The organism is Mesorhizobium sp. M1A.F.Ca.IN.020.06.1.1 (assembly GCF_004023265.1).
Lineage (GTDB): Bacteria > Pseudomonadota > Alphaproteobacteria > Rhizobiales > Rhizobiaceae > Mesorhizobium.
Window position 1 is genome coordinate 1 of sequence record NZ_RZSR01001766.1, and the last position, 491, is coordinate 491.

At 70.5% G+C, this 491-nt stretch carries 1 pseudogene; it reads left to right on the forward strand.

Annotated elements, in window-relative coordinates:
• Positions 1-491: pseudogene (locus EOA60_RS36785) on the forward strand (DNA polymerase IV); the annotation flags it as partial.

Sequence of the window (491 nt, forward strand, 5' to 3'; positions counted from 1 at the left end):
GTCGGCGCTGGGCCGCAAACCGGCGCTGCCGCGCGTCTTCGTGCCGACGCTCCTACATCTTGCCGACCGCGTTGCCAGCCGCCTGCGCGCCAAGGACCGGCCCGGCCGCACGGTGACGGTGCGCGTGCGCTTTGCCGACATGCGCGCGGTCACGCGCTCGGTGACGCTGGAGCAGCCGATCCAGGCGACGACCATGCTCGCTGACGTCGCGGAAGAGCTGGTCAGAGGCGTGCTCGCCGCTCACCCGGGCGAACGGGAAATCTCGCTGCTGGCGATCTCGGTCTCGCATCTGGAAGAGCATGCCGAGCTGCAGCTCGAACTGCCGCTCGGCCTGGCGGACGAGAAGCTGAAGCCCGGCAGCCGCAAAGGCCTCGCCCGCTTCGGCGCCGACCGCGCCATAGACAAGATCCGCCAGCGCTTCGGCAAGCAGGCCGTCGGCTACGGCACCGTCGCGCTGCAAGCAGCGCGCTCGGTGCCGGATGAATTCAGGG